The 26,211-nt window shown below is 53.2% G+C and carries 26 protein-coding genes and 1 pseudogene; 12 read left to right on the forward strand and 15 right to left on the reverse strand.

Annotated elements, in window-relative coordinates; genetic code table 11:
* Positions 1-358: 358 nt before the first annotated feature.
* The 3 genes from grxD to purL all read right to left on the reverse strand — a co-directional run bounded on the left by grxD (position 359) and on the right by purL (position 3,261).
* On the reverse strand, positions 359-694 hold the full coding sequence (grxD, locus tag E1162_RS18860; RefSeq protein ID WP_155134780.1) for a Grx4 family monothiol glutaredoxin: 336 nt from the start codon (positions 692-694) through the stop codon (positions 359-361).
* Between the two features lie 58 nt (positions 695-752).
* Complete coding sequence (locus E1162_RS18865) at positions 753-986, reverse strand: BolA family protein (RefSeq protein ID WP_155135154.1); 234 nt, start codon at positions 984-986, stop codon at positions 753-755.
* 73 nt (positions 987-1,059) lie between these two features.
* Entirely contained in the window at positions 1,060-3,261 is a 2,202-nt protein-coding gene (gene purL / locus E1162_RS18870; protein ID WP_155134783.1) for a phosphoribosylformylglycinamidine synthase subunit PurL, read from the reverse strand.
* A gap of 211 nt (positions 3,262-3,472) precedes the next feature.
* Here purL and E1162_RS18875 point away from each other — a divergent pair, with 211 nt between their 5' ends.
* A complete protein-coding gene (locus tag E1162_RS18875) occupies positions 3,473-3,685 on the forward strand; it encodes a hypothetical protein (RefSeq protein WP_155134786.1) in 213 nt (70 codons plus the stop codon).
* 277 nt (positions 3,686-3,962) lie between these two features.
* Here the strand turns inward: E1162_RS18875 and E1162_RS18880 are convergent, their stop codons facing one another.
* The 3 genes from E1162_RS18880 to E1162_RS18890 form a co-directional block, all read right to left on the reverse strand.
* Positions 3,963-4,334 (reverse strand): hypothetical protein, encoded by a 372-nt coding sequence (locus E1162_RS18880; RefSeq protein WP_155134789.1) that lies wholly within the window; start codon positions 4,332-4,334, stop codon positions 3,963-3,965.
* Positions 4,331-5,683 (reverse strand): phage tail tip lysozyme, encoded by a 1,353-nt coding sequence (locus E1162_RS18885; protein WP_155134792.1) that lies wholly within the window; start codon positions 5,681-5,683, stop codon positions 4,331-4,333. Before E1162_RS18885 ends, E1162_RS18880 begins: the two co-directional genes overlap by 4 nt.
* 143 nt (positions 5,684-5,826) lie before the next feature.
* Positions 5,827-6,366 (reverse strand): peroxiredoxin-like family protein, encoded by a 540-nt coding sequence (locus E1162_RS18890; RefSeq protein WP_155134795.1) that lies wholly within the window; start codon positions 6,364-6,366, stop codon positions 5,827-5,829.
* Positions 6,367-6,464: 98 nt separating this feature from the next.
* On the opposite strand from E1162_RS18890, the gene E1162_RS18895 reads away from it, so the two are divergent.
* Together E1162_RS18895 and chrA are read left to right on the forward strand one after the other, a co-directional pair.
* Positions 6,465-7,247, forward strand: a complete 783-nt coding sequence (locus tag E1162_RS18895) for a helix-turn-helix transcriptional regulator (protein WP_155134798.1) — start codon at positions 6,465-6,467, stop codon at positions 7,245-7,247.
* Positions 7,248-7,346: 99 nt separating this feature from the next.
* The gene (chrA, locus tag E1162_RS18900; RefSeq protein WP_155134801.1) at positions 7,347-8,549 is read left to right on the forward strand and encodes a chromate efflux transporter; all 1,203 of its coding nucleotides are present in this window, start codon (positions 7,347-7,349) and stop codon (positions 8,547-8,549) included.
* Between the two features lie 82 nt (positions 8,550-8,631).
* Here the strand turns inward: chrA and purQ are convergent, their stop codons facing one another.
* From purQ to purC, 4 genes are all read right to left on the reverse strand, one after another.
* Positions 8,632-9,297, reverse strand: a complete 666-nt coding sequence (gene purQ, locus E1162_RS18905) for a phosphoribosylformylglycinamidine synthase subunit PurQ (RefSeq protein WP_155134804.1) — start codon at positions 9,295-9,297, stop codon at positions 8,632-8,634.
* Positions 9,298-9,324: 27 nt separating this feature from the next.
* Complete coding sequence (locus E1162_RS19660; protein ID WP_257099119.1) at positions 9,325-9,435, reverse strand: phosphoribosylformylglycinamidine synthase-associated small membrane protein; 111 nt, start codon at positions 9,433-9,435, stop codon at positions 9,325-9,327.
* Positions 9,436-9,446: 11 nt separating this feature from the next.
* Positions 9,447-9,686, reverse strand: coding sequence for a phosphoribosylformylglycinamidine synthase subunit PurS (purS, locus tag E1162_RS18910; RefSeq protein ID WP_155134807.1), 240 nt, complete (start codon positions 9,684-9,686; stop codon positions 9,447-9,449).
* 203 nt (positions 9,687-9,889) lie between these two features.
* A complete protein-coding gene (gene purC, locus E1162_RS18915; protein WP_155135157.1) occupies positions 9,890-10,654 on the reverse strand; it encodes a phosphoribosylaminoimidazolesuccinocarboxamide synthase in 765 nt (254 codons plus the stop codon).
* A 323-nt stretch (positions 10,655-10,977) separates the two neighbouring features.
* Between purC and E1162_RS18920 the strand changes: the two genes are divergently transcribed.
* Together E1162_RS18920 and E1162_RS18925 are read left to right on the forward strand one after the other, a co-directional pair.
* The gene (locus E1162_RS18920) at positions 10,978-11,301 is read left to right on the forward strand and encodes a DUF1476 domain-containing protein (RefSeq protein WP_155134810.1); all 324 of its coding nucleotides are present in this window, start codon (positions 10,978-10,980) and stop codon (positions 11,299-11,301) included.
* Between the two features lie 181 nt (positions 11,302-11,482).
* Positions 11,483-12,289: an HpcH/HpaI aldolase family protein gene (locus tag E1162_RS18925; protein ID WP_155134813.1), complete on the forward strand. Its 807-nt coding sequence runs from the start codon at positions 11,483-11,485 to the stop codon at positions 12,287-12,289.
* Positions 12,290-12,343: 54 nt separating this feature from the next.
* On the opposite strand, the gene rpe is transcribed toward E1162_RS18925, so the two are convergent.
* The 3 genes from rpe to E1162_RS18940 all read right to left on the reverse strand — a co-directional run bounded on the left by rpe (position 12,344) and on the right by E1162_RS18940 (position 14,724).
* Positions 12,344-13,018: a ribulose-phosphate 3-epimerase gene (gene rpe / locus E1162_RS18930; protein WP_155134816.1), complete on the reverse strand. Its 675-nt coding sequence runs from the start codon at positions 13,016-13,018 to the stop codon at positions 12,344-12,346.
* A gap of 72 nt (positions 13,019-13,090) precedes the next feature.
* Positions 13,091-14,125, reverse strand: a complete 1,035-nt coding sequence (locus E1162_RS18935; protein ID WP_155134819.1) for a symporter — start codon at positions 14,123-14,125, stop codon at positions 13,091-13,093.
* A gap of 119 nt (positions 14,126-14,244) precedes the next feature.
* Positions 14,245-14,724, reverse strand: coding sequence for an Lrp/AsnC family transcriptional regulator (locus tag E1162_RS18940; protein WP_155134822.1), 480 nt, complete (start codon positions 14,722-14,724; stop codon positions 14,245-14,247).
* A 168-nt stretch (positions 14,725-14,892) separates the two neighbouring features.
* Here E1162_RS18940 and E1162_RS18945 point away from each other — a divergent pair, with 168 nt between their 5' ends.
* Complete coding sequence (locus tag E1162_RS18945) at positions 14,893-18,378, forward strand: indolepyruvate ferredoxin oxidoreductase family protein (protein WP_155134825.1); 3,486 nt, start codon at positions 14,893-14,895, stop codon at positions 18,376-18,378.
* 62 nt (positions 18,379-18,440) lie between these two features.
* Here the strand turns inward: E1162_RS18945 and E1162_RS18950 are convergent, their stop codons facing one another.
* Positions 18,441-19,472, reverse strand: a complete 1,032-nt coding sequence (locus tag E1162_RS18950; protein WP_155134828.1) for a P1 family peptidase — start codon at positions 19,470-19,472, stop codon at positions 18,441-18,443.
* 111 nt (positions 19,473-19,583) lie between these two features.
* Positions 19,584-20,084 (reverse strand): flavin reductase, encoded by a 501-nt coding sequence (locus E1162_RS18955; protein ID WP_257099120.1) that lies wholly within the window; start codon positions 20,082-20,084, stop codon positions 19,584-19,586.
* 580 nt (positions 20,085-20,664) lie between these two features.
* Here E1162_RS18955 and E1162_RS18960 point away from each other — a divergent pair.
* The 6 genes and pseudogenes from E1162_RS18960 to E1162_RS18985 all read left to right on the forward strand — a co-directional run bounded on the left by E1162_RS18960 (position 20,665) and on the right by E1162_RS18985 (position 26,192).
* Positions 20,665-21,600, forward strand: coding sequence for an ABC transporter permease subunit (locus E1162_RS18960; RefSeq protein ID WP_155134831.1), 936 nt, complete (start codon positions 20,665-20,667; stop codon positions 21,598-21,600).
* A 2-nt stretch (positions 21,601-21,602) separates the two neighbouring features.
* Positions 21,603-22,934 carry a high-affinity branched-chain amino acid ABC transporter permease LivM gene (gene livM / locus E1162_RS18965; RefSeq protein WP_155134834.1) on the forward strand — a complete coding sequence of 444 codons (1,332 nt, stop codon included), beginning with the start codon at positions 21,603-21,605 and terminating at the stop codon, positions 22,932-22,934.
* Positions 22,931-23,770 (forward strand): annotated as a pseudogene (locus tag E1162_RS18970) (ABC transporter ATP-binding protein); the annotation flags it as partial. The gene livM and the pseudogene E1162_RS18970, both read left to right, overlap by 4 nt.
* A gap of 14 nt (positions 23,771-23,784) precedes the next feature.
* Positions 23,785-24,516: an ABC transporter ATP-binding protein gene (locus E1162_RS18975; RefSeq protein ID WP_155134838.1), complete on the forward strand. Its 732-nt coding sequence runs from the start codon at positions 23,785-23,787 to the stop codon at positions 24,514-24,516.
* Positions 24,517-24,525: 9 nt separating this feature from the next.
* Entirely contained in the window at positions 24,526-24,885 is a 360-nt protein-coding gene (locus E1162_RS18980) for a DUF6867 family protein (protein WP_155134841.1), read from the forward strand.
* A gap of 206 nt (positions 24,886-25,091) precedes the next feature.
* Complete coding sequence (locus tag E1162_RS18985) at positions 25,092-26,192, forward strand: branched-chain amino acid ABC transporter substrate-binding protein (RefSeq protein WP_155134844.1); 1,101 nt, start codon at positions 25,092-25,094, stop codon at positions 26,190-26,192.
* Positions 26,193-26,211 lie beyond the last annotated feature (19 nt).

Here is a 26,211-nt window from a genome sequence, read left to right on the forward strand (position 1 = left end):
ACCGCCATGCTTCTCAAATTATTCCAGTCAGGGTTTTTAGTCTTACTCACTATGAACGCTTTGGCGCTCTATTAGCCTCATGAGCCCTATGAGGCAACAAATTTTTATTATCGATATTTTTCATAGGTTTATGAGGGGGTTAACGTGTTTAAAACCCAGCGTCTCCCAGTTTCCCGTGAGATATATTGCGAAACTTTCAATAATCGCGTTTTTTGACTTCCTCGAATCGAGAGGCTTGCAGCGATGCTGAGGATGTTTGGTAAAAGCGATAAAGAGAGACGCAGGCGGCCTTTAAACCAAAAAACGGCCCCGAAGGGCCGCTTTCAAAATGGTGTTTGTCGCGCTTGCTTTTAAGGAATTAAGCTTTGCGCGGGGTATCAATGCCGTTCTGTTCGAACATGGACTGAAGTTCTTCAGCCTGGAACATTTCACGCACGATATCGCAGCCGCCGACAAACTCACCCTTTACATAAAGCTGAGGAATGGTTGGCCAGTTGCTGAATTCTTTGATGCCCTGACGCAGTGTATCGTCTTCAAGGACGTTGTGGCCGACGTAGTTCACGCCGATATAGTCAAGTATCTGAACCACCTGACCGGAAAAGCCGCATTGTGGGAAAGATGGTGTGCCCTTCAGGAAAAGCACAACGTCGTTATTGTCCACTTCGTGCTTGATCCAGCTCTGGATATCGCTCATCAAAAATATTCCTCTTCGTTCTGTCAGGTTAAAAGCCTGATGACCGGTAACTATGGTCTCACTCAGGTGCAGAGGTCTGCAGCGCCAGTGCGTGCAGTTCCCCGCCCATGCATCCTTTGAGGGCCTGATAGACCATCTGATGCTGCTGTACGCGGGACTTGCCCTTAAATGCTTCAGAGATCACCACAGCCGCATAGTGATCACCATCACCAGCAAGATCGCGGATTTCTACATGCGCATCTGGCAGGGCTTCCTTGATCAAGGACTGGATTTCACCTGCGTCCATCGCCATGTGCGGTCTCCTTTTATTCATTTTCAGCTCCCGGCGACCGGGCCGGGAGCCAACTTGGTTTAAGCCAATTCTATCAGCTATTCGCCATGTATTCAGGGAACCATTTCGAATGGGCTTTAGACAAGTCTTCCACTGATATGGTTACAAGCCCTTCAAAGATCAATTGCGAACCGCCTGTGCTACCAAGTTCAATGAGGTTGATGCCTTCGTCAATGGCATCTTCAATAAAGGTAGCAACTTCCTGTGGCTTTACGGTTACGACGTAACGGCCCTGGTCTTCACCAAACATCTGTGCGTGGATGTTTTCGCCAGAAACCTTAACGTTTGCACCCATCTGAGAGCTGATAGCCATTTCAGCCAGAGCAACTGCCAGACCGCCGCCGGAAATGTCGTGGGCTGCGGTGATGCGGCCAACGCGGATCGCTTCACGTACGAAGGTGCCGTTACGCTTTTCCTGCTCCAGATCGACAGGCGGCGGTGCGCCTTCTTCACGGCCGAGAACCTCTGCCATGTACTGAGTTGCGCCAAGGTGGGTACCTTCGCCACCCAGAACAACGATCACTTCGCCTTCGCCAACAAATGCACTGCCAACGCGTTTGGTTACGTCGTTGAGCAGGCCAACTGCGCCGATAGCCGGAGTTGGCAGAATGCCTTCGCCATGTGTTTCGTTGTAAAGGGAAACGTTACCGGAAACGATTGGTGTTTCAAGCACTTCACATGCTTCGCCGATACCCTTGATGCAGCCAACGAACTGACCCATGATCTCTGGCTTTTCAGGATTGCCGAAGTTCAGGTTGTCGGTTGTTGCAAGTGGCAGAGCGCCAACAGCGGAAAGGTTACGGTAGGTTTCCGCAACTGCCTGCTTGCCGCCTTCAAACGGGTTCGCATAGCAGTAGCGTGGGTTCACGTCGACGGTGAACGCCAGACCTTTCTGGGTGCCTTCAACGCGGATAACACCAGCATCGCCGCCCGGAGTTGCAGCAGAGTTACCCTGAATGAGGGTGTCGTACTGCTCGTATACCCAGCGACGGGAACAGCCGTTTGCGCTGCCAACGAGGGTCAGCAGGGCAGCTGCATAGTCAGCAGGCGCTTCGATTTTGGCAGCTGGAATTGCTTCCGGCTCCTGCCACTGTACCCAAGGACGGTCGTATTCTGGGGCGAGATCACCCAGTTCCTTGATAGGCAGGTCAGCCATCACTTCACCGTGATGTTTGACAACGAAGCGGAGGGTGTCGGTGGTTACGCCGCAAATTGCGAAGTCCAGACCCCACTTCTTGAAGATTGCTTCTGCAACGTCTTCTTTGGATGGCTCCAGAACCATGAGCATGCGCTCTTGGGATTCAGAGAGCATCATTTCGTAGGCGCTCATGTTTTCTTCACGAGCTGGCACCTTGTCGAGATCAAGATCGATACCAAGGTTACCTTTTGCGCCCATTTCAACTGCAGAGCAGGTCAGGCCAGCTGCGCCCATGTCCTGAATTGCGATAACCGCACCGGTTTTCATCAGTTCAAGGCAGGCTTCCAGCAGGCATTTTTCGGTGAACGGGTCACCAACCTGAACGGTAGGACGCTTTTCTTCGATGGTGTCGTCGAACTCGGCAGATGCCATGGTCGCACCACCAACGCCGTCGCGGCCGGTTTTTGCGCCAAGGTAAACAACCGGTAGGCCAACGCCCTTCGCTTCGGAAAGGAAGATTTTGTCAGCGTCGGCAAGGCCAGCTGCAAAGGCGTTTACAAGGCAGTTGCCGTTGTAGCTTTTGTGGAACTCGACTTCGCCGCCAACAGTTGGAACGCCGAAGGAGTTGCCGTATCCGCCTACGCCGGAAACAACGCCAGAAACAAGGTGACGGGTGCGCGGGTGGTCTGGCTCACCAAAACGCAGGGCGTTCATGGCAGCTACCGGGCGGGCACCCATGGTGAACACGTCACGCAGAATGCCGCCAACACCTGTGGCAGCGCCCTGATACGGTTCGATGTAGGATGGATGGTTATGGCTTTCCATCTTGAAGACAACAGCCTGACCGTCATCAATGTCTACAACGCCCGCGTTTTCCCCCGGACCCTGAATAACGCGCGGACCTTTGGTCGGCAGCGTTTTGAGCCATTTCTTGGAGGATTTGTAGGAGCAGTGTTCGTTCCACATGGCGGAGAAGATGCCAAGCTCGGTAAAGGTTGGCTCGCGTCCGATAAGGTCGAGAATGCGCTGATACTCGTCCTCTTTCAGTCCATGTGCGGCGATAAGATCGGGGGTGATTTCGATGTTATTTTGAATCATCACAATCTGAGATTTTTTAGGCGTGAGACGCCAGGCCGAATTACAGGGGCTGCTTAGCAGAAACGAGCACAAATGGAAATGGTAAGGCGGCTAAACTCGTCTCTTTTCGGCGGTGGGAGGGTTAAAATATTGAAAATGTGGAGGTCTTTTGAACTGCTGGCATGGAATGGCGAAAAACAAGGCAAAGTCTGCATAAATTTATCGCAAGGTGATGCCTTTTCGCTCTGTAAAACCGCAGTGTGAATGGTGGGTCATACCAAAGTTCATGCTGGATGGTTGCCAGTTCTGGTTATCGGGTGGGGTACTGGCGGTGCATCTGTTGGATACCGGATCGTTTGTTGTCGAGCTGAGCTTTTGCTGGATACCGGATCGCACTGCGTTTGTCCGGTATGACGGTTGGGGCGAGGAAGCGCGCATCATCTGATCCGGGGCAGGGAGTGCGAGAAGGCCGCCATCCCGCGCTTAGTACGCGACAGACGGTGCGGAGGTCATTCGCAGTCATCCCGCACCTGATGCGGGATCAAGTTTGATGCTGCTAATATTGGTTGCCCAAAGGCGCTGCGCTTCTTTGGTGTTTGGGCTTTCTGGATACCGGATCACGCTACGCTTGTCCGGTATGACGGTTGGGGGCTTGGGGTTGGTACGCGACAGGCGGTGCGGAGGTCATTCGCAGTCATCCCGCGCCTGATGCGGGATCCAGATCAAGATGCCTTTTTCGAAAGTGCGCTTCTGAACTTATTGAGCTGATCTGCAGTTTTATCCGTCTGCCCACTCAGCGCTTCCTGCAGGTTTGCGTCCTTCTGCTTGGAGCCAGCCGAAGACCCCCACCAAAAATCAAAGGCCGAGCTGATATTGCGAGCGAAAAGCCCACCCAGACCCGTTAGAAAGCCAAGAGCAGCCCCAGCTAATTGCAGGAGAATATCCTTGGAAGTTGCGACACTGGCAGCAAGCAGCGGCACGGCGATAATAAGCAGCATCACAAGCGCAATGATAAGCGCAAGAAGCAGGAACGAGAGCTTGAGAAGGTCAGCAGCTTCTGTTGATTTGCCGTGCGGGGTGGTCTCTTGGGTCATTGATGGGGTCCTTGGAGCAATCCGTCGAATGCGATGAATACAGCTTGCACAGCAGCTACCAGTTCCGGGCTCACGCTACCGTTCTCGGGAAGCTGGGTGTGGGATTGAAAACGGGAAATAGCAGCCGAGGTTTTGGGCCCCATGATGTTGTCGGTAGGGCCCGCATTCGCGCCGAGGAAGTTTAGCGCGAATTGAAGCTGCGAGAGGGTGTTAATAGCGCGAACCGAGGATTTGGGCTCGCCAGTAAGGGTAAGCACACCGTGTTGGGCTGCTAGGCGCGCGTAGCGAATGCGGCTGTCGTAATGTTTAATGCCAGCACGCTCATAGCTCTGCTCAAACGCGATGGTTTTCGCTTCCAGTCCTCTTGCTGCCGCTAAGTCTGCAAGGGTCGCTTTTTCGCTTGTTCTCAATTCGTGGAGTAGGAAGCCGTAGTTGGCCTCGTCCGATGCTTTGTCGAGACTATATGTGTCGCACCACTTGAAGAAGTTGGTTTTCCGCGTCCCATCCCACTGCGCCCAGCCGTAAGCGCTACCGTTGATTTGCTGGAGGTGGCGAAAGCCCGCGCTTTCATGTCCTAGATTGCCGAGGATGGCGGCAGCGCCATCGCGCCCGATGAGGAGGTCTTTCATGAGGCGAGGAAGATAGAGGGCGGCCTTTTCAACGAACAACGCATCTTTAGCGAATGTCTGGGCCTCATCGTGGCTGGGGAGCTGCGCTTCCATCACAGCGTGGGTCTGCGGACCGACTTCTCCGTCTTCAACTATATCCTGCTGCGACTGAAAGAGGCGCGTGGCTTGCTCCGTTACTTCGTCAAAGAAGCCTGTGATGTTGAGATCAAAGCCAGCTTTGCGCAGTTGTTTTTGCCATGCCTCGACTGTGCATCCCTCATCGTGGCGGGATAGAGTGCTATCAGCGATCGTAAGGCTGCTACCGGAAGGGTTCTTCAGGAGTGAGTTATAGATACTTGCATCGAAGCAGGGGCAGGCTTTCGCCGAGTATGCATTGTGCCCGCTGACTTTCTTGACGGGGTACTGTTCATCAAGGTGCTGGATCAGCTTGGTCAGTGCTGTTTTCTGCGCATCCGTTCGAGTGTCTTTGGGGTTGCGATCAGCGTCCAGACCGCCAACGTAGGCAATACCGATTGAGTGCTCGTTGTGGCCTTTGGTGTGGGCACCAATGCGCTCAAGCGGTCGCCCTTCATGAACCGTTCCATCCAACCCTATGACGAAATGATAGCCGATACTGGAGAATTTTCGCTCGCGGTGCCAACGGTCGATTGTCTCGACAGATACGTCTTGGCCTTCAACGGTGGCGGTACAGTGCAAGATTATCTCGTTGATGGCACGCATGATGTCCCCCCGCTTTAGCGATACACTTAGGTTAGTGTTGTTTTCGCTGGCGGGGATAAATCTCACCGGTGACAGCAAAACGGGCCCCTAGAAGGAGCCCGTTTCACTATGAAATCTGTTGTTTTTTCAGCAGCCTGTCACGGTTAGGCGACTGGGCCAGTATATTCGCCGCGTGCCGGATAATCGTTCTTGATGCAGAAATCGAGCGCACCGAGCAGGGTTTTGAAGTCAGGGCGGGCGAACGGCATGGTCTGCACGGAGCCGAAGTAGAGCGTTCCATCAGGGCGAACGAAGAAGAGACCCGGCTCGGAGAAAAGCTCAGGCTCTTCAATGCCGATGGAGGTCTTACCGCGACCTGCAGAAATGTAGAGGCCCCATTCCTTGGCCTTTTCCAAGGACAGGCCATATCCGACGCGAATTTTGCTGGCGTGGGTTTTCTCAGCCATCTTTGTTGCGCGCTCTTCATTGTCAGAGGAGATGGAAACCAGATTGACGCCGCGCTGGGCGTATTCATCTGCCATCTGCTCCATCTCGCGCATGTAAGTCGCGCAGATCGGGCAGTGCAAGCCGCGATAGAACGAAATGACCGTCGCAAAGCCCGGCTTTTCCTGAGAGAGATCGAAAGTGCCGCCGCCGACGAGATCGACTTTTAGGGATGGCACAGTTTGACGTGGAATGAGCATTTGAAACCTCCTTCACAGAGTGTGTGGTGTTAAATCAAGACTCATGGTACAGAACTCTGAGATTTATTTTGTTCTATAAAACTGACTCAGAGTACAAAATGCCGGCTCCAGAACGCCTTGATCGACTGTCCGCCTTGATCGAGAAATTCAGAATCCATGCGCACATTCTTTCTGATCCAGAAAGTAACGCAGGGAATTTCTTCATTTTTGAGGCAATGGAAGATGGTCCGCGAAAGTTGCTCTATCTTCCCCGTGCTGACGAGGGCAGCGGGCAGGGGGCGCGGGGGTGGCCCGCGCAGGGTGCCCGTCCTCTGGTCGCAGCCCGAATCGAGATCGGTGGAGGTGGGCTCATCGAGACCGCGCTGCCTGAAATTGTCGAAGTTGATCTGCAAACTGCTCCCAACCTTTCAAGCGTTGCCGAACTGCTGGTGGAAGAGGTGACACGCCCCCGCTGCGGTCGCCGTGCAGTGTTCGATCGCTTGTGTGAGGTGGTATTTATCCGTTTGTTACGCCACACCATAGAAACGGGCGCATCCCAGTTTGGTTTGGTTGCGGGTCTTGGGCATCCGCGTCTCGCGCATGCCCTTGTAAAGATGCATGAATCTCCAGAGCGTCACTGGAGCTTGGAAGCTCTTGCGGATGCATGTGGCATGTCTCGCACGCAGTTTACGACCAAATTTCGCGAGGTGCTTGGAACAACGCCGGGGGCGTATTTAACGCGCTGGCGTCTTGCAATTGCCAAAATGGAGCTTGAAAGCGGTGTTCCGTTAAAAGCTGTGGCGAGCAAAGTGGGTTTTTCTTCTCCTACAGCTCTATCGCGTGCGTTTCGCAGGCAGTTTGATGTCTCGCCAAGAATGGTTCTGGCTGCTACCGATAAGTAGTTGTCATAATTTTGTAATACAGCCTTGGCATTGCTTCGCTCCAAAGGGTTGTTTGCTCGGCCCTGTGAACGGCCTAACGATAAAAAGAGGTAGGGTTTCATGGATAAAAACGTGGAGGAAGCCGTCCAAAAGGGTTCCGCGGGCGAAGTCCTTAAGGTGTTTTCAAAGTTAGGGGTAACATCGTTTGGCGGCCCGATTGCACACCTTGGCTACTTTCATGATGAGCTGGTTACACGCCGCAAATGGCTGAGTGAAGCGCGTTACGCAGATCTTGTAGCGCTTTGTCAGTTCTTGCCGGGGCCTGCTAGCTCTCAGGTAGGCTTCGCGCTTGGTTTGCTGCGTGCTGGTCCTTTAGGAGCGCTTGCTGCGTTTGTCGGTTTCACGCTGCCATCGGTTTTGCTTCTCATAGCTTTTGCTTACAGCGCCAGTGCGTTTGATGGTCCGATTGGTATCGGTCTGATTCACGGTTTGAAACTGGTTGCTGTTGCGGTTGTTGCGCAAGCGGTCTGGGGAATGGCACAGAACTTGTGTCCCGATAAGCCGCGAGCCGCCATCGCCATCGGTGCTCTTGCCGTTGTTAGCATCGCGACTGCCGCGACGGGTCAGATCCTCGCGATCCTGCTTGGCGCTGTGCTTGGCCTGATCTTTTGTCGTCAGGACGGTGATGCAGGGCAAAAGCACATGGTGTTTCCCGTAACTGTTCCGTTTGCGGTCCTCTGCCTTGTTTTGTTTGCCTTGCTACTGTTTGGTTTACCGCTGATCGCTAAAGGCTTTGGCCTTTCCGTGTTTGATAGCTTCTTCCGCTCTGGTGCGCTGGTGTTTGGCGGCGGCCACGTTGTGTTGCCATTGCTTGAAGCGGAAGTTGTCGGCTCTGGCTGGGTTAATGAGGCGACGTTCCTTGCAGGTTACGGCGCGGCGCAGGCTGTTCCCGGTCCGCTCTTCACTTTCGCAAGTTTTCTCGGTGCCTCCATGGCTCCGGGAGTTGAGGGACTGTTTTACGCGCTTATTGCAAGCGCTGGTATTTTCCTGCCGGGGTTCCTGCTGCTGATCGGTGCTCTGCCATTTTGGAATACCCTTGGCTCTCGCGTGGAAGCACGGGCGATAATGCGCGGTGCCAATGCCGCTGTTGTTGGTATTCTGGGTGCTGCGCTTTACTCGCCGGTGTTTACAAGTGCGGTGCTCGACAAACTTGATTTGGCCGTCGCGTTGGCTGGCTTTGTTCTGCTGGTGAAATGGAAAATGCCGCCGTGGGTGATTGTTCTATTGCTCGGTGCAAGCGGTATCGTTCTCCAGTTCATATGAACGCACTGAACCATTTAATGAAAAAGCCCGGCTTGCAGAACAAGCCGGGCTTTTTTGATAGCATGTTGGCTGAAGATCAGCCTTAGATGTTGGCGAATGCACTTTCGAAAAGCGCACGACCCTGAAGGCCGCCATGAAGGTCTTCGACAAGGTTTTCCGGATGCGGCATCATACCAAGAACGTTGCCAGCTTCGTTTGTAACGCCTGCAATGTCATTGATAGAGCCGTTCGGGTTGGTGCCTTCTGCATAGCGGAATGCAACCTGACCGTTGTCCTCGATCTTCTTGAGGGTTTCAGCATCTGCAAAGTAGTTGCCGTCGTGGTGCGCTACAGGGCAACGCCATACAGCACCTTTTTCCATGGAACGGGTAAAGGCGGTGTTGGTATTAGCGGTGAGCAGCTTCACTTCCTTACAAACGAAGTGCAAGGACGCGTTACGCATCAAGGCGCCCGGCAGAAGACCTGCTTCTGTGAGCATCTGGAAACCGTTACATACACCCATCACGTGGCGGCCTTGAGCGGCTGCTTCCTTCACTGCACCCATGATAGGGGAGCGGGCAGCAATTGCGCCGGAGCGCAGGTAGTCGCCGTAGGAGAAGCCACCTGGCAGAACGATGAGATCTACGTCAGGAAGGGAGGTCTCGGTATGCCAAACGGTTGCAACAGGTTTGCCGGAAATCATTTCCAGCGCTTTGATCATGTCGCGGTCACGGTTGGAACCGGGAAAGAGGATAACAGCAGATTTCATGCTCTTCATCTTTCAGGAATTGTTGGATCAAAGGAGAAGAATGACTGCCAGAGCCGAAAGGGCGGCTGGCAACAGGATGAATACAGCGGCCTTGATGGCCATAAACCGAATGATTTTGCTGCTGTCGTCATCCTTCATTGCTTCACTCCTTAGAGGATCTCGATGGCGTAGTTCTCGATAACAGTGTTTGCGAGAAGCTTCTCGCACATTGCTTCGATGTCGGCTTTTGCTGCCTCTGCGTCGCGATCAGACAGTTCAAGGTCAAAAACCTTGCCCTGACGTACACCTGCAATGCCCTCGAAACCGAGTGCGCCCAAAGAGCCCTCGATTGCTTTGCCCTGAGGGTCAAGTACGCCGTTTTTAAGAGTTACTGTGACGCGTGCCTTCATGGTCTTCCGGTCCTTTAAGAGTTGCGCAACGTTAGATGTCTTGCGTTTCTTCCTGACTTTGCAGGAGGCTTGGATTTTCCGGGTTTCATACCCTGCCAAGCGTCTGCTTTAAAGAGGGAAAAAACAAAAAAGGCGGCCTTTTTGCCGCCTTTTAAACCTGATGTCCAACTGTGGTTGGAGTGGGCCTTAGCCCGACATTCAAGTTACTTTACCAGAACCGGACCAGTAGCGGCGGGACGGTCGGTGTCGATACGGATGCCAAGGCGGCGCGCAACTTCGCGGTAGGCCTCAACCATACCGCCAAGGTTCTGGCGGAAACGGTCTTTATCCATCTTGTCGTTGGTCTGGGAGTCCCACAAGCGGCAGCTATCTGGAGAGATTTCGTCAGCCAGAATAACGCGCATCATGTCACCATCGATGTGGCGGCCCATTTCGATTTTGAAATCGACGAGGCGGATGCCAACACCAAGGAACAGACCGGACAGGAAGTCGTTGATACGAATGGCAAGGGCCATCATATCATCGAGCTCAGCAGGCGTTGCCCAACCGAAAGCGGTGATGTGCTCTTCAGAAACCAGCGGATCGCCCAGTTCATCGTTCTTGTAGTAGAACTCGATGATGGAACGTGGGAGCTGAGTTCCTTCTTCAACACCAAGACGCTTGCACAAAGAGCCAGCTGCAACGTTGCGAACAACCACTTCAAGCGGAATGATTTCTACTTCGTGGATCAACTGTTCGCGCATGTTCAGGCGGCGGATGAAGTGCGTCGGGATACCCAGAGTGTTCAACTGATTGAAGATGTACTCGGAGATCCGGTTGTTCAGAACACCCTTGCCGTCGACAACTTCATGCTTCTGATTGTTGAACGCTGTGGCATCGTCTTTGAAATGCTGAACGAGCGTACCTGGCTCTGGTCCTTCGTAAAGGATTTTAGCCTTGCCTTCGTAAATGCGGCGGCGACGGTTCATGGCACCTATGTCCCTATTTGAATCCTTGAATGGATCGACCTCTGCAGCCGTCATGGCAACTGCAGTCATCAGAAAACAGATGATAGAAGGTAAATCGATCCGAGAGCCGGAACCATTTCTGCTTCCTGCATTGCGGCGCGGAACTTACCCGACTTTTACCAAAAGCACAAACGAGTAATTTTCCTTGTCGTTGTTCAGGTTAGATATTCGCCTTTTTTGCGTTAGACCTTTGACGTACCCTCCCAAGTTGCCTAAGAATAAACCTATTAGAAACTCTAGCGGTTTCCGGAATCACCAACGCAAATGATTTGGAATTTTTACTGATGACAACATTTGATCGACGTGAAGAAAGTTTTGAAGGCGGTTTTTCAGCGGGGCAAGAACAACGCTTTAAGGCCGAGGCACGGCGGAACAAGCTATTGGGGCTTTGGGCTGCCGAGAAGATGGGGCTTTCTGGAGAGGAAGCTACTGCATTTGCTGTGAAACTTGTGCAGGCTGATCTGGAACGTCCGGGCCACGAAGAAGTCTTCACGCTGGTTTCGGAGGCATTTGCAGCCAAGGGAGTAGAACAGTCCGAGCACCAGATTCGCCGTACTATGGATCAGCTTCTTGCGAAGGCTGAGCTGGAACTCTCCGAAAAAGCGTAATTGCACGCTTTATAGATGCTTCAAAGTCGGTCCATTGGGCCGGCTTTTTTGTTTTCGGCAGGTTGTTTTATGAGCCTTGCTGTTTTGCGGTGCATGATCGGCTTTTTCCCCTCTTGCGTGTGGCACTTGGTGCTAGTCTGATTGTGCTCGTGCCGAAGAAGCACGTTACACGGGAGGTTTTATGTCTTTAGAAAATGGTCTTGCTGCCAAGTTGCGGCGCGGTGAGTCAGTGCTGTGTGCATGGTCCGCTCTCGGATTGCCTAGCGTCTGTCAGCTTATGGTCAAATCTGGCTATTCTTCTGTTCTTGTCGATTTGCAGCACGGATTTATGGATCATGCCGAAGCGCGTGATTCTATCGGTCTTGTTGTTGGTGAGGGTGCTCATGCGGTGCTTCGCATCTGTGTTGGAGACTTCGCCCGTGCGAGCTGGTTCCTTGATGCTGGAGCGGAAGCCATCGTTGCACCAATGATCAATACTGAAGCCGATGCAAAGGCGTTTGTCGAGTTCACCAAGTATCCGCCGTTGGGAGAGCGGAGCTACGGTGCGATGCGCGCTTCCATGCTGCATGACACGGCTATGCCGGATTACTTCAAAGCGGCGAATGAGCAAACGCTGGCTATTGCGATGATCGAAACGCAGGAAGCGGTCGATAATCTCGATGCAATCTTGTCGGTAGAAGGCATTGATGGTGTGTTCGTCGGTCCGGCGGATCTGGCGATTTCCGTCTCTAATGGCGAGCGTGTTGATCCGGCGAGCGAAGCGTCGTTGGCTCTGCAGAAGCAGATTGCACAGACAGCGCTAAAGTTCGGCAAGTTTGCAGGCATCTATGGTCTGGATGCAGATCATGTGAAGGTCAGCGCGCAAGCGGGCTTCCAGTTCATCACATCCGGTTCTGATGCGGGAATGATCCGTGAAGGCTCCGCTGCAGCATCGAGTGTGCTTGCAGGCGTTAAAGAACCTTCCTCTGATGGATCAAGTCTCTACTGAGATAGTTTCTCCCCTCAGTGCACTGGCGCTAAGGGGAGGAAAGGCTTTTGGACTTTAAGCGCTGGTCACGACTGACTGGCGGATCGCTTCAATGTTGGCGCGGTAGCTTTCTACCGTGCCACCTTTAAAGACAGCAGAACCTGCAACGAGGGTATCTGCACCCGCTGCTGTCACGAGCGGAGCGGTTTGCGGGGTAACGCCGCCATCGATCTCCAGACGGATCGGACGGTCACCAATCATCTTGCTCACGCGGCGAGTTTTCTCCACCACAGCTTCAATAAACTTCTGGCCGCCAAAGCCCGGGTTCACGGTCATCAAAAGAATGAGATCAACGCGGTCCAGCACATACTCCAGCACATTCTCTGGCGTGTGTGGGTTAAGCGATACGCCTGCCTTTTTACCGAGGTTACGGATTGCCTGAAGGCTGCGGTCCAGATGCTTGGTCGCTTCGGCATGAACCGTGATGTAGTCAGAACCTGCTTTTGCGAAGGCTTCAAGATACGGGTCACATGGCTCGATCATCAGGTGTGTGTCGAACACCTTGTCGGTGTGCGGACGCAGCGCTGCAATAATATCCGGCCCGAAGGTGATGTTCGGTACGAAATGGCCATCCATGACATCCAGATGGATCCAGTCGGCACCTGCGGTTACAACGTCGGAAACTTCCTGTCCCAGCTTGGAAAAGTCGGAAGCCAGAATAGAAGGTGCAATGACAAGAGGTTGGGCCATTTTCTTTCCCTGAATGCGTTCAGTAATTGTAAGGCTCGCTAGCACACCTTCAGGTCGGTGCCAAGAGGGTGGCTAGGGGTTGTTTTCCAAGGCGTTCTCTACATCCTGCTGTGCGCTATTGGTATTGTTCCATCGTCGAGCCAGCGGGGTGAAGAGGAGCGGTAAAAGGTTTATCGGTATCTGGGCTACGCTGAAGAATAGCCATGCAAGTGGGGGAATAATACCACCCATCGCGGCAACCATAAGGCCAAGATTGCGCATGCCTGCACTAAAAGCGACAGTGAAGGCGGTATTGCGTCCTGTTACTTTGAAGACAGCAAATGTGATTGCCATGTGCGAAAGCGCGACCGCAAACGTTACGCCGAGCATGGCGAGTACTTCTATCGGGCGGGCAAGCGTTGTCGCTGTTAGGCCATCCATTGCCGCAACAGTGAAACAGAAGAACGCCACACAGCTTACGCCATTAATTGTTTCGGTGTGTTCTGCAATGCGCTTTGCACCTGCTTTGTGGCGCACCAAGCGTGCCAATATGGTTGAGCCTGCAAGGAGCAGGAACAAGTTTGCTGCCAGAGCAAGCGGCTGGATGGTTTCTGCTTCTGGTAGGATATAGGCGGCGAGCAGCGGCGCAGTGAACGGTGCTGCAATAGTGGTTAGCAGCGTTAAGGCAAGGCCAAGAGTGCCATTGAAGCCAAGGAAAAACAGCAGCGCGACGGCCGACATAACCGGCGGCGCGGCTGTTACCATCAAGACGATGGTTCGCGTGCCTTCGGAAAAGTTCTCAATGCCGATTAGCCCGAGGATCGCGGCTGCGCTTGCCGGTATGACAAGCAGCATCCAAAGGCTTGCCGCCAATGGTAGGAGAGGACGCTCGAAATATCCCTGTAGCGCTGACGGTTCCACGCGGAGCATGTTGAGGAACATAAGCGCGAACATGAGCGGTTGTAGATAGGGGCGTATCAACGGCGGAAGCGCTGGAATAGCAAGGCCAATCACCACTGAGAAAGCAATGGTTATGGTGGTGTAGCGGCCAGCCACTCGAATAGGGCTGAGAAGCGCTCTTCCTACACCACTAGCCCCCTTTGAGAGCTGCTTATATGGACCACTCATTCTGCCTTCTTTCCTACAATTACTATTCAGGCATGAAACGGTAATCCGCTCACTGCAGCACTAGACCTAACAACTTGAATGGGTACAGGGAAGGGAAAAGTCCCTGCGGAAACGGGAGATTAACTCTCCCGAAGAGGCAAGGCTATGGTTTCTTTGATGGTGCTTACAACAATGCGTGACTGCACGTCTGATACCAACGAATTATCGAGAAGCTTCAGACGTAAAAAGTCGTCGTAGGCCTTGATATCGCGTGCGACTACCTTGATAAGGTAATCTACTGCACCGGTAATGCGTTCGCATGTTACAACCTCTGGCCAGCGGTCTACCAGCTTGTCAAAGGTTTCCATGTTTTCGCGACTCGGCACGGTTAGCTTCACGAAGGCGTAAGCTAGGAATGATAATCCAACAGCTTCGCGATCGACTTGAGCAGCAACCTGTTTGATGATGCCGGCTTCTTTGAGTTTCTTGATCCGACGCCAGCAGGGCGTCTGACTCATACCCGCCTCTTTAGCTATATCAGCGATTGAAAGTGAGGCGTCTCGTTGAAGAATTTTCAGAACTCTAATGTCAGATGCGTCGAGAAGAGATATTTCGGTCATGGCACTCTAGGGGAAATATTTTTCAATTATCTACGTGTTTGTCGGTATAATAGCACAGAAAATACTCTGAAAAAGGATCATTATTAAATCCAGATAAGAACTGTGTTTTTATGGATTAGAGGTTGAGGGTAATCCATTGAGAACGCTGAGGGAGAGGAGCGTTTTTATATGAACCAAATGTTTAGACCGGTATCGCTGGACGATAAGTATCTAGCCGAATCTGGTCGGGTTTATATATCCGGAATTCAGGCATTGGTGCGGCTTGCTCTGGATCGGGCGAGGCTGGATAAGGCTGCGGGTTTGCATACCGGCGGTTTTGTTTCTGGCTACAGAGGATCGCCGATTGCGGGCTACGATAGTGAGCTGGCTAGAAACAAGCGGATACTGGATCCGCTCGATATTCATTTTCAACCGGGCGTAAACGAAGAGCTGGGCGCGACAGCTGTTTGGGGCACCCAGAAAGTGCGTCAGCACGGACAGGGTTCGGGCTTTGATGGCGTCTTCGGTATCTGGTACGGCAAGGCGCCGGGTGTTGACCGTGCTGCCGATGTGCTGAAGCAGGCCAACGCCAGCGGAACAGACCCTAACGGCGGTGTTGTGGCACTTGCCGGTGATGACCATCTGGCAAAATCTTCCGTCCTTCCTGCGCAAAGTGAATTCTTTTTCCAGCACGCAGAAATGCCGGTTCTGAACCCATCCGACATTCAAGAGGTGCTGGACTTTGGTCTGCACGGGTTTGAATTGTCGCGCTACAGCGGTTTGTGGAGTTCTCTTATCTGCCTTGCGGATACGATGGATGCGTCCGCTGTTATTTCCGTTGACCCAGACCGTTTGTCGTTTGTGCGTCCGGAGGATAAAGACCCGCGCAAGAATGCCGAGTTGAACCGCGTTCTGCTGCTTGGCAACCGCCTTGAGACCGAGCGTCTGCTGCGCGATATTCGCCTACCGGCGGTTCAGGTTTATGCCCGTGCCAACGGACTGGACAAGATCGCCTTTGGCGCGACACAGCCGCGTATTGGTATGGCGGCAACCGGCAAGGCCTACCGTGATCTTTGTCAGGCGATGCGCTTGCTTGGTATTACCGAGGAAAAGGCAAAATCTATTGGCCTTGGCGTTTACAAGATCGGTCTTTCCTACCCAATAGACCCTGTTGGTTTGCATGCCTTTGCGCGTGGTCTTGAAAAGATGCTTGTGGTTGAACACAAGCGTGCATTCATCGAGCCGCAGATTAAAGAGGTTGCCTACTCATGGGTAGAAGGTCAGCGTCCTGCTATTTACGGCAAGAAGACGCCAAGCGGTGAGCCGTTCCTCTCTGACGTTCTGGAACTGACTGTCTACGAGATCATTCAGGGTCTTCTGGCTTTCTTGCCTGCTGATTTTATCACCGATGAAATGCGCGCTGTATCCCAGAAGATGATGCGCCAGCAGATGTGGGCGCAGGGGCATGGTGAGAGCGCATCGCGTGTTCCTTACTTCTGTTCTGGTTGTCCGCACAGCACCTCCACGGTGGTGCCTGAGGGCTCTCGCGCTATGCCGGGTATCGGCTGTCACGCGCTTAGTGAAGTTGCAGGGCGTACCACAGATGGTCAGGTCGCTATGGGCGGCGAAGGCACCTTGTGGGTCGGGCAGGCTCCATTTGCCAAAGACAAGCACGTCTTTGCCAATATGGGCGATGGCACCTACTTCCACTCTGGCATCTTGTCTATTCGTCAGGCTGTTGCGGCGAACGTGCCGATTACCTTCAAGATCCTTTACAACGACGCTGTAGCCATGACCGGCGGTCAGCCGATTGACGGAAATCTGGCGGTTGATCAGATTCTTGCGCAGTTGCAGGCTGAGGGCGTTGGCAAGATTGTTCTGCTTTCTGAAACGCCGGAGCTTTATGAAGGCCGTCGCGATCTTCCGCTTTCCATGCCGGTGCAGCACCGCGATGCATTGATGGATGTGCAGAAGGACTTGCAGAAATTCGTTGGCGTATCCGTTATCGTTTATGACCAGACTTGCGCTTCCGAGAAACGCCGTCGCCGTAAGCGCGGCCTTTATCCTGATCCCGACAAGCGTCTGTTTATTAATGACCGTGTTTGCGAAGGCTGTGGTGATTGTTCTGTTCAGTCCAACTGTCTTTCGGTTGAACCGCTACAGACGCCATTTGGTGAAAAGCGCATCATCAACCAGTCGTCTTGTAACAAGGACTTCTCTTGTGTGAAGGGCTTCTGCCCATCCTTCGTCTATGTTGAAGGTAGCAAGCTGCGCAAAGCAAAGACCGTGGACTTCGACCTTGATACGCTGGTGAAGGGGCTTCCTGCTGTTACGCTTGCCTCTCTTGATGAGACGGTGAACCTGCTCGTTGCTGGTGTTGGCGGCATGGGCGTTACCACCATTGCTGCTGTGCTGGCGATGGCTGGACACGTTGATGGCTTGAAAGCATCGACCCTTGATATGACAGGTCTTGCCCAGAAGGGCGGCCCAGTAACATCTCATGTTCGCTTTGCTGATGGTTCCAAGCAGATCAACGGTCCGCGTGTTCCTGTAGCACAGCTGGATGTTCTTCTGGCAAGCGACATGCTGGTTGGTGCTAAGGCAGAGCAGCTCTCGCTCGTGCATAAGAGCCGTACCCGTAGCTTCATCAACACGAAGATGGCTCCGACTGCCGAATTCGTGATGCGCCAGACCCAGTCTGCAAATGACGCCGGGATTGTGAATAGCTTGAAGAGTGGTTCGCTTGAGCTTTGCAATCATAACCTTGCAGAGATCGCAGAGAAGCTTTTTGGCGATTCCATCTTCACTAACATGATGTTGGTTGGTCTTGCTTATCAGTCCGGTTCCCTGCCGATGAGTGCTGAGGCGATTGAACAGGCTATTGCTCTCAATGGTGCAGCGGTGGAAGCAAACCAGCGGGCGTTCAAAGCGGGCCGTGTGCTCTATGCCAATCCGCAGGCTGTGTTTGATGCGATGCCGCGCAAAGATGCTGTTGGCGCAATGAATATCGATCAGAAGATCGACTTCTTTGCAAAAGAGCTGACGGCTTATCAGGACAAGGCTTATGCATCGCGCTACGTGGAGGCGGTCAACGCGCTGCGTCGCAGTGAAGAAAGCCATGGTGGTGGTGGGCATGATTTGACCGAGACAGCGGCAGAGATGCTCTACAAGGTCATGGCTTACAAAGATGAGTATGAGGTTGCGCGCCTTTATAGCGACCCGGCTTTCCGCCAGAAGCTCGAAGCACAGTTCGAGAACCCATCTCGGTTGACTGTCATGCTTGCTCCGCCACTGATGTCTCGTGGTCTGGACCAGAAAACCGGTCGTCCGAAGAAGATCGCGTTTGGTCCTTGGGTCTTCACCGCCTTCAAAGTGATGGCTGCGATGAAAGGCCTTCGCGGTTCGGCGTTTGATATCTTCGGCAAGACAGAAGAACGCCGTATGGAGCGTGATCTGCGTGAGCAGTACTTTGCGGATATCGCAAAGGCGGCTTCTATGGTTGGCTCTGCTGATACCGCGCTTCTCAAAGCCTTCCTTAAGGTGCCGGATCACGTGCGTGGCTACGGTCCTGTGAAGCTGAAGTTTGCTAAGGAAGCGGAAGCAACACGTGAGGGCCTTCTGGAGAAGCTGAGCCGTGGCCCTGCGGACTTCCCGATGAAGGAAGCGGCTGAATAAGCCTCATAGTTCTTACTGCAATAGAAAAGGCCGGAGCGATGCTTCGGCCTTTTTTGCCTGTGTTACTTGCCTACGAACTTTTGTTGCCACGTAGGGAACGGGTCAGCAGGGGTAGGGTTTGCGTGATAAACCCCTCGCGCCACTGCGCGGGAAAGGGACGAGGCTGCAACTGCGCAGATCTCAAGAAGATCCGGCAGCGGATTTTTCAGTGCGCGTTTACCGGTGGAGACTGCAAATACCAGATCACCGTCAAGCGGAGTATGAGCAGGCCATAGGGCACGGGAAAGGCCGTCATGGGCGGCAACAGCGACGCGTTTGAGTTCTGCTTTCGTCAGGATCGCATCTGTCGCAACGATGGCGATTGTTGTGTTGGAGATTGCCGCTTCTTCACCCGGTGCTGGTGGCAGCTTGGTGACAACATCAAAGGCTTGTTCCGGCATCGTTGACGGGAAGCCATAGCCGCCAAACTCAGCGTCCATCTCAAACGGGGCTGCCCAGAAGTTCTTCGAGGTGCCTACGGTTGCACGGCCAAGGGCATTTGCTGCAACCAGAGCGCCTACTGTTACGCCATTGGAAAGGACTGTGGAGGTGGAGCCCAGACCGCCTTTAAGGTCCGCCGTGGTCGCGCCAAAGCCAGCTCCGATGCTGCCGAGCTGGAAGGTATCCCCAACTGCCTCAAGCGCCTCTACACCGAGTTGGTAGTAGGGTGTTGTTGCGCCCCAAGCTTTGTTGCCGCCGTTCAGGAGGTCAAAGAGGATTGCGCCCGGAACAATAGGAACGCGAACAGCGCCAACTTCAAAGCCGCGCCCCATCTGAGCAAGTTTTGACTGAATGCCTGCGCCAGCTTCCAAGCCGAACGCCGAGCCGCCGGAAAGGAAGAGCGCGTCAATTTGCGAGACGGTTTGTTCCGGTTCTAGCAGGGATACGTCGCGGGTTCCCGGTGCGCCGCCATGAATGGCAACAGAGGCGCAGCATGGCTCGTCCGGCAAGAGAACGGTTGTGCCCGTCTTTACGCCTTCATTGTGCGCATTGCCGACCTTCAGGCCCTCTACGTCAGTAATGAGATTGCGAGGACCAGTCCCTACGATTGCCATGCCTTATACCCTCTAGCGCATGTTGTCAGTTGCAGCGGTTATTACCGCAGCATAGCGCCAAGGCAAAGAAAGCAAAGCCCTTTGACAGGCTTTCACTCACAGCACGATTGTTTAAAGGGCGTGGTAATTGCGGTCCATGTAGATGAGGGCTTTGTTCTGTTCGCTGCTCTTTACTGCAACCACTTCACCGAAAATCACGGAATGGGTGCCTACCTCGGTGATCTGTGTCACCTTGCAGTCGAAGCTTACACGCGCATCTTTAAGCGCAGGGGCGCCCGTTTCGATGGTCTCCCAATCGGCCAGCGCAAAGCGCTCATTCATCGGCAGCTGGCCCACGCCTGCAAAGGCATTGGATGCATCAGTGTGATCATGCGCCAGAGTGTTGATTGTGAAGACCCCGTTCTCTTTCACCTGACCGTTAACGGCTGTGCCGCGGTTCAAGCATACGAGAAGAGTTGGCGGGTTGTCACTGACAGAGCAAACAGAGGATACGGTTGCCCCTGTGCGGCCACTAGCACCATCTGATGCCAATATGTGAACGCTGGACCCGAGACGGCTCATAGCCTCACGGAACAGATCTGGAGCAATTGGCGTATGGGTTTCGTTTTGCATGCACACCTTTAGCGTGTTTGTCGTTTTCCATTCTTCGACCCGCCCGAATGGCCTAATGCAGAATGGTTACGTTTTTAGGCTCTTAGTGGATGTCCTAGCCGTTTCTTACCCCAACTTCTAGGAAAATCTGCGCTCCGCTGCCTACCTTTTTTGGTCATGCCGTAGGGGCGAGCTACGATTTTTCCTATTTCAAAAGCCCTCAAAAGAATGCCGCCCGTTAAAAACTCGATAATTCCGGCGAGCTGTCTTGATACGCATAAACGCTTAGTGATATATTACAGAAAGTGCAGGGCTGATTCTCGTGATTTGAAATCTCAGAGGTACTCAAGGGAAGGTTGCGGCTTTACCAGTTAACCTTTTGGGGTGTGTGCGTGTGAAATAAATGCCGGAATACGTTAAGTTAGCGCATTTTTATTTCGCCGAAGGTGCCTTTTGTGAACGAAAGTCACATTTATAAGTAGATTTGTTTTCTGGTAATTTACTTATATGGCTCTGGTCAGTAGTAACACTTAGTGACCTACATCGGGTTTCTAGACAAGACGGCATTAGCCGCTGATCCATTCGGGGAACGAACAAGAAAATGGACTACTTTCTCCAACAGCTCATAAATGGCGTTACGCTCGGGTCGATTTATGGCCTGATCGCCATCGGGTACACGATGGTCTACGGCATCATCGGTATGATTAACTTTGCGCACGGCGACATCTTTATGGTGGGTGCCTTTGTTGCGCTTATTCTTATTGTAACTCTGGGTCTTTCTGCTGCGACACCAGTGTTCTTGCTCATTTTCGCACTAATTCTTGTATTGGTGCTGGCAATGGCTTTGACCGCCGTATGGGGGTGGACGGTCGAGCGTGTTGCTTATAGGCCGCTTCGCGGGTCATTCCGGCTAGCGCCGCTGATTACCGCAATTGGTGCCTCTATTACCCTGCAGAACTTTGTTCAGATTTCGCAGGGTGCAAGAAACAAACCTTTGCAGCCTTTGATTTCCGGCGGTTTCCAGCTGACAGACGGCGGACCGGACGGAACAGGCTTTGTGGTTCAGCTTTCCTACATGCAGATCATCATTATTGTTACGACGATCGCATTGATGGCTGGCTTTACCTTCCTCATTAACAAAACGTCCCTTGGTCGCTCTCAGCGTGCTTGCGAACAGGACCGTAAGATGGCGGCTCTGCTTGGCGTGAACGTTGATCGCACGATCTCCCTAACCTTCGTTATGGGTGCAGCGCTTGCGGCCGTGGCTGGTCTTATGTTCCTGCTTTACTACGGCGTGATCGACTTCTTCATCGGCTTCCTTGCTGGTGTTAAGGCGTTTACCGCGGCTGTTCTGGGCGGCATTGGCTCGCTTCCAGGTGCAATGCTCGGCGGTCTTTTGATCGGTCTGATCGAGACCTTCTGGTCGGGCTACTTCTCCGTTGAGTACAAGGACGTTGCCGCGTTTTCCATTCTCGCCATCGTGCTGATCTTCATGCCTGAAGGTCTGCTGGGCAAGCCTGAGGTGGAGAAGGTTTAATCATGAAAAAGCAAAAAGATACACTCATGGTTGCCAGCCTTAAGGACGCTGTGGGTGGTGCAGTTATTGCATTGCTAATGGCTCTGGTAATGGTTGGCATGAAGGTTGATGTGGCCTCTGGCCGCGGCGCGGAACTGTTTATCGAAGACCGTTGGGCCGCTGTCGCTATGGCTGTCGCAATCGTCTTCGTTGGCCGTTTTGTTCTCAATCTCTTCTATTGGAAGAAAGAGGATACCGAAAAGCCTCGGCTGGGCAGCCTCCTGCCAAGTGTAAGCTCCTTCAGCGGTCTGGGCCGTTTTGCAACGCCGGTTCTTTTGGCTCTGGCTGTAATTCTGCCATTCCTGCTCATGTACTGGCTGGGTTCACGTGGCTCACGTCAGTATATTGACCTTGCTATTCTGGTTCTCACTTATGTGATGCTGGGTTGGGGCCTGAATATCGTGGTTGGTCTTGCTGGCCTTCTGGACCTTGGTTACGTGGCCTTTTACGCGGTGGGTGCATATTCCTACGCGCTTCTGGCTCACTACTTCGGGTTCTCGTTCTGGCTCTGCCTGCCGCTCGCCGGTATTCTGGCTGCATTCTGGGGTATTATCCTTGGCTTCCCGGTCTTGCGATTGCGCGGTGACTATCTCGCGATTGTGACGCTGGCCTTTGGTGAGATTATCCGCGTTGTGCTGCTTAACTGGTACGAGTTTACCGGTGGTCCAGACGGTCTTTCCGGCATCCCGCGTCCAAGCTTCTTCGGTCTTGAGTTCACAAGAGGCGAGGGTGGTTTTGCGGACTTCTTCGGGCTTAAGTACAGCTCCATTCACCGCATCATCTTCCTTTACTACCTCATTCTCATCATGGCGCTTGTCACCAATATCGTGACCAACCGCCTGCGCCGCCTGCCAATTGGCCGCGCATGGGAAGCATTGCGTGAAGACGAGATTGCATGCCGCTCTTTGGGCATCAACACAACGAACACCAAGCTGACTGCATTTGCTCTTGGCGCGATGTTCGGTGGTTTCGCCGGCTCGTTCTTCGCAACCCGTCAGGGCTTCATCTCTCCAGAAAGTTTCACCTTTATGGAATCGGCCGTGATCCTCGCCATCGTTGTTCTTGGTGGTCTGGGCTCTCAGGTTGGTGTGGTGATCGCATCTGTGGTGATGATCGGCGGCTTCGAGTTCTTCCGCGAGTTTGAAGAATATCGAATGCTCGTCTTCGGTCTCTTGATGGTTGTCATCATGGTTTGGAAACCGCGTGGTCTCATTTCCAGCCGTACCCCATCTATTGCGCTCTCCAAGAACGCAAAAGGTATCTCTGCCGATCTGGTGCAGGAGGGTACAGGATGAGTAATACAATGAAATCTTGGGATAATAATCCAGTACTCAAGATCGAACATCTGACCATGCGCTTTGGTGGTCTGGTAGCGATCAACGACCTGTCCTTCAACGTAGGTCGCGGTGAAATTACAGCTCTTATCGGCCCCAATGGTGCCGGTAAGACCACCGTGTTCAACTGCGTTACCGGTTTTTATAAGCCGACTGAGGGCCGTCTTGTGATGGCACGTTCTGGCGGTGAGAAGTACCTGCTGGAACGCATGCCGGACTTCAAGATTTCGGCACAGGCAAAGGTTGCCCGTACCTTCCAGAATATCCGTCTGTTCGGCGGTATGACCATTCTGGAAAACCTGATGGTAGCACAGCACAACCCGCTCATGGTTGCTTCCCAACACACCGTTGGCGGCCTGTTCGGACTGCCGACCTATAAGCGTGCCAGCAATGAGGCTGTCGAGAAGGCCAAGTACTGGCTGGAACGTACCGGCTTGATTGACCGTGCTGATAATCCAGCAGCTGATCTTCCATATGGTGACCAGCGCCGCTTGGAAATTGCACGCGCTATGTGTACCGGCCCTGAGCTTTTGTGTCTTGATGAACCGGCTGCCGGTCTTAACCCGAAAGAAAGTGCCGAGCTGAACGAGCTGCTCATGTACATCCGCAAGGAGCATGACACCTCTGTTCTTCTTATCGAGCACGACATGTCGGTTGTTATGGAGATCTCCGATCACGTGGTTGTTCTCGACTATGGTGTGAAGATTTCCGACGGCGATCCTGAATTCGTAAAGAACGATCCGCACGTTATCGCCGCCTATCTTGGCGTTGATGACGATGAGGTGGACACAGTGGAACAGGAGGTTGGTCTATGAGTTCAGCCCAGCCACTCTTGAAGGTTCGCGGGGTCGAAACCTTCTACGGTAAAATTCAGGCACTCAAAGGTATCGACATGGATATCTATGAGGGCGAAATCGTAACCATTATCGGTGCGAACGGTGCAGGCAAGTCTACCTTGATGATGACTGTTTGTGGCACGCCGCAGGCCCGTAACGGTGATGTCGAATACGCTGGTGAGAACATCACCTACAAGCCGACCTTCGAGATCATGCGCACCGGTATTGCCCAGTCGCCGGAAGGGCGTCGCATCTTTCCGCGTATGACGGTTCTTGAGAACCTGATGATGGGCGCAATGGTCACCGACGGATCGACCTATGAGGAAGATCTGGCTCGCGTGTTCAAGCTGTTCCCGCGTTTGAAAGAACGTCAGGGGCAGCGCGGCGGTACGCTTTCAGGTGGTGAACAGCAGATGCTGGCCATTGCCCGTGCGTTGATGAGCCGTCCGCGTTTGTTGCTTCTGGACGAGCCGTCCTTGGGTCTGGCTCCAATCATCGTGAAGCAGATCTTTGACGCGATTAAAGAACTGAACGAACGCGATGGTCTGACTGTGTTCCTCGTTGAGCAGAACGCTTACCACGCGCTGAAATTGGCTCATCGCGGTTATGTGATGGTGAACGGCGTCATTACCATGAGCGGTACCGGATCCGAACTGCTGGCACGTGAGGACGTGAAAGCGGCGTATCTGGAAGGCGGGGCACACTAGGAGGCGATGATGGGTATTTTGTACGCAAGTTCTATCTGGGTGTTCATCTTCCTCGTCTTGGGGCTTGGTGGTTTGGCAGCCTATGCAACAGGGCGCGCAGTGGCTCGCACATGGCGTCCACTGTGGACGCTGATGTGGTTCATGTTCCTGCTGACCTTGGCAATGCGCTTCCTCTCGTTTGCCTTGTTCGAGGAGCCGCTGCTGTCAGTGCAGTTGTTCGTAGTCGATTATGTGATTCTTGCTGGCATCGGTCTGGCGGGATGGCGCATCACCCGCACTACTCAAATGACAACCCAATACAGCTGGCTTTACCGCAAAAGCAGTCCATTTACCTGGGTTTTGAAGCCCGGTCGGGACGATAGCTACTAAATATAAGTATATTTACGGAATTGTAAGTTGCAAAAGCTTCTAGGGCTGGGTCAAACTAGCCCTAGCGGAACCTTCAAAGCAGATGAAGTCAGAGGGGCTCATTCGTTGAAGAGGTTCCTGAGGCAGTACGGACTGCCTGCCGGGCAGTTGGCTGTCCAAAATACTTGATGATGGTTCAGAGATAACCTGAAACCAGGGGAGTTAAAATGAAAAAGTATCTTTTGGCGAGTGTCGCCGGTATCTCCGCAATGGCAATGTCCAGCGCAGCGATGGCAGACATCACTATTGCGACTGCAGGTCCAATGACCGGTCAGTACGCTTCCTTCGGCGCGCAGATGAAAGCCGGTGCTGAGCAGGCAGTTGCTGACATCAACGCAGCTGGTGGCGTTAACGGCGAAATGCTTGTTCTGGAAGTAGGCGATGACGCTTGTGACCCTAAGCAGGCTGTTGCTGTTGCTAACCAGATGGTTGGTAAAGACGTAGCATTCATGGCTGGTCACTTCTGCTCTGGTTCTTCTATCCCTGCATCTCAGGTGTATGCGGAAGAAGGCATCGTTCAGATCACTCCTGCATCTACCAACCCTAAGTACACCGACGAGCGTCCTGGTCCAGGTACGTACCGCGTTTGTGGTCGTGATGACCAGCAGGGTGAAGTTGCAGGTACAACCCTTGCGACCGAATACAAAGACAAGAACATCGCAATCATCCACGACAAGACCGCATACGGTAAGGGTCTGGCTGATGCGACCAAAGCTGTCATGAACGCAGCAGGCAAAGAAGAAGCTCTGTACGAAGCATTCACCGCTGGTGAAAAAGACTACACAGCTCTTGTTTCCAAGCTGAAAGCTGAAGGCATCGACGTTCTTTACGTTGGCGGTTACCACACTGAAGCTGGTCTGATTAAGCGTCAGATGCAGGATCAGGGTATGGACACCATCCTCATCTCCGGTGACGCGCTTGTGACCGATGAGTACTGGTCCATCACTGGCCCAGCTGGCGAAGGCACTTTGATGACCTTCTCTCCAGACCCACGTAAGAACGCTGAAGCAGCTCCAGTTGTTGCAGCTCTTGAAGCAGCTGGCAAAACCGCTGAAGGTTATGCTCTTTACACCTACGCTGCGATCCAGGCATGGGCAGCTGCTGCAAACGCAGCCGGTTCCACCGACTTCGACGCAGTTGTTGAGCAGCTGGACAACGGTTCTTTCCAGACCGTTCTGGGCGAACTCTCCTTCGACGACAAGGGTGACGTTTCCCTGCCAGGCTACGTTTGGTACGAGTGGAAAGACGGCCAGTACGACTACAAATAAGAGTTATATGAACTCGTAT

The organism is Pseudovibrio flavus, from assembly GCF_009711345.1.
Taxonomy (GTDB): domain Bacteria; phylum Pseudomonadota; class Alphaproteobacteria; order Rhizobiales; family Stappiaceae; genus Pseudovibrio; species Pseudovibrio flavus.

Bases quoted from the DNA above. Each gene is read 5' to 3' on its own strand.
- E1162_RS18920 (WP_155134810.1), top strand. From the start codon at position 10,978: ATGACAACATTTGATCGACGTGAAGAAAGTTTTGAAGGCGGTTTTTCA.
- E1162_RS18945 (WP_155134825.1), top strand. From the start codon at position 14,893: ATGAACCAAATGTTTAGACCGGTATCGCTGGACGATAAGTATCTAGCC.
- E1162_RS18925 (WP_155134813.1), top strand. From the start codon at position 11,483: ATGTCTTTAGAAAATGGTCTTGCTGCCAAGTTGCGGCGCGGTGAGTCA.
- E1162_RS18885 (WP_155134792.1), bottom strand. From the start codon at position 5,683: ATGCGTGCCATCAACGAGATAATCTTGCACTGTACCGCCACCGTTGAA.
- chrA (WP_155134801.1), top strand. From the start codon at position 7,347: ATGGATAAAAACGTGGAGGAAGCCGTCCAAAAGGGTTCCGCGGGCGAA.
- E1162_RS19660 (WP_257099119.1), bottom strand. From the start codon at position 9,435: ATGAAGGATGACGACAGCAGCAAAATCATTCGGTTTATGGCCATCAAG.
- E1162_RS18880 (WP_155134789.1), bottom strand. From the start codon at position 4,334: ATGACCCAAGAGACCACCCCGCACGGCAAATCAACAGAAGCTGCTGAC.
- purS (WP_155134807.1), bottom strand. From the start codon at position 9,686: ATGAAGGCACGCGTCACAGTAACTCTTAAAAACGGCGTACTTGACCCT.
- E1162_RS18895 (WP_155134798.1), top strand. From the start codon at position 6,465: ATGCCGGCTCCAGAACGCCTTGATCGACTGTCCGCCTTGATCGAGAAA.
- purC (WP_155135157.1), bottom strand. From the start codon at position 10,654: ATGAACCGTCGCCGCCGCATTTACGAAGGCAAGGCTAAAATCCTTTAC.
- E1162_RS18960 (WP_155134831.1), top strand. From the start codon at position 20,665: ATGGACTACTTTCTCCAACAGCTCATAAATGGCGTTACGCTCGGGTCG.
- E1162_RS18890 (WP_155134795.1), bottom strand. From the start codon at position 6,366: ATGCTCATTCCACGTCAAACTGTGCCATCCCTAAAAGTCGATCTCGTC.
- E1162_RS18975 (WP_155134838.1), top strand. From the start codon at position 23,785: ATGAGTTCAGCCCAGCCACTCTTGAAGGTTCGCGGGGTCGAAACCTTC.
- grxD (WP_155134780.1), bottom strand. From the start codon at position 694: ATGAGCGATATCCAGAGCTGGATCAAGCACGAAGTGGACAATAACGAC.
- E1162_RS18985 (WP_155134844.1), top strand. From the start codon at position 25,092: ATGAAAAAGTATCTTTTGGCGAGTGTCGCCGGTATCTCCGCAATGGCA.
- E1162_RS18955 (WP_257099120.1), bottom strand. From the start codon at position 20,084: ATGCAAAACGAAACCCATACGCCAATTGCTCCAGATCTGTTCCGTGAG.
- livM (WP_155134834.1), top strand. From the start codon at position 21,603: ATGAAAAAGCAAAAAGATACACTCATGGTTGCCAGCCTTAAGGACGCT.
- E1162_RS18865 (WP_155135154.1), bottom strand. From the start codon at position 986: ATGGCGATGGACGCAGGTGAAATCCAGTCCTTGATCAAGGAAGCCCTG.
- E1162_RS18950 (WP_155134828.1), bottom strand. From the start codon at position 19,472: ATGGCAATCGTAGGGACTGGTCCTCGCAATCTCATTACTGACGTAGAG.
- purL (WP_155134783.1), bottom strand. From the start codon at position 3,261: ATGATTCAAAATAACATCGAAATCACCCCCGATCTTATCGCCGCACAT.
- E1162_RS18875 (WP_155134786.1), top strand. From the start codon at position 3,473: ATGCCTTTTCGCTCTGTAAAACCGCAGTGTGAATGGTGGGTCATACCA.
- E1162_RS18940 (WP_155134822.1), bottom strand. From the start codon at position 14,724: ATGACCGAAATATCTCTTCTCGACGCATCTGACATTAGAGTTCTGAAA.
- rpe (WP_155134816.1), bottom strand. From the start codon at position 13,018: ATGGCCCAACCTCTTGTCATTGCACCTTCTATTCTGGCTTCCGACTTT.
- E1162_RS18935 (WP_155134819.1), bottom strand. From the start codon at position 14,125: ATGAGTGGTCCATATAAGCAGCTCTCAAAGGGGGCTAGTGGTGTAGGA.
- E1162_RS18980 (WP_155134841.1), top strand. From the start codon at position 24,526: ATGGGTATTTTGTACGCAAGTTCTATCTGGGTGTTCATCTTCCTCGTC.
- purQ (WP_155134804.1), bottom strand. From the start codon at position 9,297: ATGAAATCTGCTGTTATCCTCTTTCCCGGTTCCAACCGTGACCGCGAC.